Here is a 4190-nt window from a genome sequence, read left to right on the forward strand (position 1 = left end):
ACGGTCGGCGAAAAAAGCGTCTCCCTTCGGTCGGGTTAGACCGAATCGGATATCATACCAGCCTGATCCAGATAACCTTCCACCTCACTCGAGGCCCCGAAGGGGTTGATCAGCTCACAAAGCAACGCGTACTAAAACTGATTTGCTTCGCGCCTTCACGCTCCCGAGGGCGAACTGCCTCCCCGGTGGAGTTTTCGGTTACGGATGCACCGCGAGACTCCCTGAAACCGCCCTAAGCTCGCCGCCCTTGCTCCCCTTGTTGTTCCAACAACTGATAAAAACCCCTGGCGTTGTGGAGGTAGTGCGCCAGTATGCCGGGAATCAGGCTTCCGGTGAGCAAATAGGCTGTACCGAACATCAGACCACCACAGAAAATAAAAAGCGGATAGGCCCAGGCTCGGCGGTCAGGCACCGGATGGAGTGCCGTAAACACCATAGCCTGGAGCAGTACTCCCAACCAACCGCCAAACAAGGCGTTTTGTAGAGCTCCGCGAAAAAACACCTCCTCACCCACGCCGGAAGCCAGGGCCAGCAGCAAAGCCTGATGGTGGCTGATGCCCTGGGAGCGCATCACTGCCCCAAGCTGGCCGTGTAAGGCTTCGGAGGCCCGGAAGCTGCTGGGGAACAGGCGTGAAAACAGGAGTTCAAGCCCGATCAGTCCAGAAAACAACAGCAAAAAAGCCACGATATCCCGCAGCGGATGGGGGCTCTGGATGGCAGAATAGCCTGCCAGGCTCATCCAGACCAGGCCTACCAGCAAGAGCCCAAGCTGGATCAGCATGAACAAGCGAAACATGCTGTCTTCAAGGCCCTTCACTACCGATATTGAAGCCCTGCTCGAGCAATTTGCGCGAATAGGCTCTAAACGCAAGCAGGGTTTGAGTGCGCTCAATACCCTTTAGCTTACGCAAGCCCAGGGTTACGATATCGTCGAGTTGCTCAAAGTCCTTGAAGCTCAGTATGGCTACTAAATCCCACTCCCCGGTAACTGAATACACCTCAGCCACCCCCGGAATGTCAGCTACCGACTCAGCAGTCTCGGCGGTGGATTCGCGGCAGGTCTGGATCAGGACAAAAGCAGTAATCATGCCTGGATGATACTCCACAAACATACGCCCTGCAGCAGGCCTTCGTTCGCCGAAGGCGGAAATTCGAAGGCCATACGTCTATCTTTTCTGACCCTTCAGCCGACCGTGCGACCCGAATTCCTGGTCAACTATGCGGGGGTCTGAGGGGAGGTGTGAAGAATTAGTTGGGGCTTGAACCGCACCACATCGGCGGAGACAAAATGTAAGGGGATCCCCTTCCACTCCTGGGGCAACCTTTGCGGATCAGCCCCGTGCAGGTGTCCGTAGACCACACAGGTGGGCCGGTACTGATCTATCAGCTCCGTAAAGCCGGTGGGGCCGCCGGTGGGGCCATAGGGCGGATAGTGCATGGCTAGAATCAGGTACTCGTATTCCCGGCCCTGAATGGTTTTGAGGGAGAGCGCCAGCCGCTCGACTTCCCGCTTATAAATTTTTTCGTCTTCCGGGCTGAAATTGTAACTTCCTGGGGTGTCCCAGCCCCGGCTTCCAGCTATTGCAAGGTTGCCAATGATAAGCGAGTCGTGCTGCAGGGCATGCATGCGCGGGGGAAGCATTTGCCTCAAACGGGTGATGGAGGGCCACCAGTAGTCGTGGTTGCCCCGCAAAAGGATTTTGGTGCCGGGTAATTGTGCGATATCGGCCAGATCCACCAGGGCTTCAGGCAGTTTTAAGGCCCAGGAGATATCCCCTGCTATGATCACCAGATCCTTTTCATCTACCGTGTTGCGCCACTCCTGGAAAACAACTTCGGGATGCCCGTCCCATTCGGTTCCAAAGATATTCATGGGCTTGGGAAAGGCTTTGGACAGGTGGATGTCGGCAATGGCGAAGACGCGCATAAGCAGGCTTCAGGGTCCCCGAGACCCGGGTCAGGGAAAATCAGACAGCCGTGTCTAGTGTCTAGGGTTCAGGCCCGAGCGTCAAGTGTCGCGCTGAACAGACCTGGAAGGTTTACAGAAAACCCATCGCAGCTTACAAGTTTCATTACGCCTGTGGCATAATCGGATGGATGAAGGACGAGACCCCCGACCAACTGTTTCTATATGCGGTGCGGGTGTTGGGTGCGCGAGCCTGCTCGGAGTCGGTGTTGCGTCAAAGACTAGCTCGAAGGGCCAGGCCGGAGGTGGTAGGGGTGGTGTTGCAGCGGGTCAAGAGCCTGGGCTACCTCGACGACCAGAAGTACGCCGAAGGCTATGCCCGGCTTTATGCGGGCAGGTGGGGAGCGGCCAAACTGCGTAAGGCGCTGCTGGATAAGGGCGTTGCTCGCAGCACCATAGACCAGGTTCTGGCTGAGCAGGAATTGCAGAATGACCCGGTTGAAGAAGCAGTCGCCTTGCTGGATCGTTACCAAAGTCGCCACAGAGGCCAGAAGCCCAGGGCTATACGCTTCCTTGCGAACCGGGGCTACGCTCTGGGCAACGCGCTTGCGGCCTGGGAACGCTACAAAGAGCAGACTGTAGAGTCATAGGCTCGAGTACCCTCAGCCCACCAGCTCAAACCCACTCGCCGCCGTGCATTAGCGGCTCGGCCTGCCCGGACTGGCTGATGCCGTCCACATCTACTTCGCTCGAGCCGATCATCCAGTCAATGTGGATCAGGCTGCTACAAGCTCCTCTGGCTGCGAGTTCCTCGGAGGTTAGATTGTTCCCGCCCAAAAAGCACTGGCTGTAGGCCTGGCCCAGCGCAATGTGACTGGCCGCGTTCTCGTCGAAGAGGGTGTTGTAGAAGAGCAGGCCGCTCTGGGAGATAGGCGACGAATGCGGCACCAGGGCCACCTCGCCCAGGCTGCGAGCACCCTCATCGGTTTGCAGCACCTGGTTCAGGACATCGGCCCCACTTCTGGCCCTGGCCTCAACAATGCGGCCTTTTTCAAATCGAACCTGAATGTCTTCCAGCAGACTGCCCTGGTACGAGAGCGGTTTGGTGCTACGGACATAACCCTCGATTCGGTCTTTGTGGGGGGCGGTGAAGACTTCCTCGGTGGGAATGTTGGGGTTGCAGATCAGACCATTTTTGGCTTTAACCGCACCCCCAGCCCACTGGTGATCGTCGGCCAGACCCACCACCAGGTCGGTGCCGGGCCCCTTGAAATGCAAGGCCTGGTAGCGCCTTTCGTTGAGATACTGCACTCGATTATGCAGGTTCTGATTGTGGGCGGCCCAGGCTACAACGGGGTCGGGGGTGTCCAGTCGAGATGCCTTGAAAATGGCATCCCAGAGCTTGTCAACCGCCACTTCCTGGGGGTCGTTGGGAAACACCGTGCGAGCCCAGGCCGGTTGGGCAAAAGCGACGATGGTCCAGTTGATATGATGGGTAGTGATCAGGTCTATGACCCTTTTGTAGGACATCGAACGGGCGCGGTTAGCCCTCGCAACCGACTCGGGATTCTGGCCCTTAAGCAGACTGGGATCGTTGCCAGCGATGTGCAGACGGGCAGCACCGTCCTGGAAGGCATCTGCCATCCCGTTAAATAGCCATTTCTGGGTTTTGTCGAAGGAGGCTTCGGGTGCGTGCTGGTAGCGCAGCAGGTTGCCCGCATCGTCGTCATACAAGACCGTTACCAGGGGGCTTCCGGCCCGGTAGGCCTGCTCGGTGATTTTTCGCGCCAGTGGCACGGCTTCGATGGGAGCAGTGATGACCAGTTCCTGGCCTTCCCGGAGCCCCAGCCCCACCTGAACCGCAACTTTAGCCAGTTGATCGAGAGGATGTTCTAAATGTTCCATCCCAAAAACTCTACCGTACTTTGCGTGACCTAAGGTTCATATCGTGGCAGCTTACTCACCGTACAGGAGCGATAAGCCATACCAGAACCGGCCTGCTGCTGCAGGTGGCAGCCCCTCCCAGGCATGGGTGTTCCAGCCCAGCTTGACGAAGGGTAACCCTGCTTGCTACCCTCGAGGCAGTCATGCGACGCCGTACCCCCCGCAGCTACAAGTGGCACCACCAGCGCTGGTGGTGCGGCTAGGCTCGAGCGCGGCTTTTACCCCTGCGCTTGGGCTTTTCTCGAGGTGTTGGCCTCGAGTTTTTCTTTAGTCCATAGTCGATAGCCAAAAGGCCATAGACCCCCTTTAGAAGAGGTATTCATGCAACTACCCAGCTAAG

At 57.6% G+C, this 4190-nt stretch carries 5 protein-coding genes; 1 reads left to right on the forward strand and 4 read right to left on the reverse strand.

Translation table 11 applies throughout. The annotated features are described in order from the left end of the window. Positions 1–232: 232 nt before the first annotated feature. The 3 genes from Q0288_RS03060 to Q0288_RS03070 form a co-directional block, all read right to left on the reverse strand. Entirely contained in the window at positions 233–796 is a 564-nt protein-coding gene (locus Q0288_RS03060; protein WP_299427001.1) for a CPBP family intramembrane glutamic endopeptidase, read from the reverse strand. A gap of 7 nt (positions 797–803) precedes the next feature. Beyond that, a complete protein-coding gene (locus Q0288_RS03065; RefSeq protein WP_299427004.1) occupies positions 804–1088 on the reverse strand; it encodes an Lrp/AsnC ligand binding domain-containing protein in 285 nt (94 codons plus the stop codon). Between the two features lie 128 nt (positions 1089–1216). Next, positions 1217–1927, reverse strand: a complete 711-nt coding sequence (locus tag Q0288_RS03070; RefSeq protein WP_299427007.1) for a metallophosphoesterase — start codon at positions 1925–1927, stop codon at positions 1217–1219. Positions 1928–2097: 170 nt separating this feature from the next. On the opposite strand from Q0288_RS03070, the gene Q0288_RS03075 reads away from it, so the two are divergent. Beyond that, positions 2098–2556 (forward strand): regulatory protein RecX, encoded by a 459-nt coding sequence (locus tag Q0288_RS03075; RefSeq protein WP_299427010.1) that lies wholly within the window; start codon positions 2098–2100, stop codon positions 2554–2556. Between the two features lie 25 nt (positions 2557–2581). Here the strand turns inward: Q0288_RS03075 and Q0288_RS03080 are convergent, their stop codons facing one another. Beyond that, positions 2582–3811, reverse strand: a complete 1230-nt coding sequence (locus tag Q0288_RS03080) for an aminopeptidase (RefSeq protein ID WP_299427013.1) — start codon at positions 3809–3811, stop codon at positions 2582–2584. Positions 3812–4190 lie beyond the last annotated feature (379 nt).

Origin of the sequence: uncultured Meiothermus sp., from assembly GCF_937863175.1 — a bacterium.
GTDB lineage: Bacteria > Deinococcota > Deinococci > Deinococcales > Thermaceae > Meiothermus.

Coding starts and splice junctions, on each gene's coding strand:
- Q0288_RS03075 (WP_299427010.1), top strand. CDS start 2,098: ATGAAGGACGAGACCCCCGACCAACTGTTTCTATATGCGGTGCGGGTG.
- Q0288_RS03070 (WP_299427007.1), bottom strand. CDS start 1,927: ATGCGCGTCTTCGCCATTGCCGACATCCACCTGTCCAAAGCCTTTCCC.
- Q0288_RS03080 (WP_299427013.1), bottom strand. CDS start 3,811: ATGGAACATTTAGAACATCCTCTCGATCAACTGGCTAAAGTTGCGGTT.
- Q0288_RS03065 (WP_299427004.1), bottom strand. CDS start 1,088: ATGATTACTGCTTTTGTCCTGATCCAGACCTGCCGCGAATCCACCGCC.
- Q0288_RS03060 (WP_299427001.1), bottom strand. CDS start 796: ATGTTTCGCTTGTTCATGCTGATCCAGCTTGGGCTCTTGCTGGTAGGC.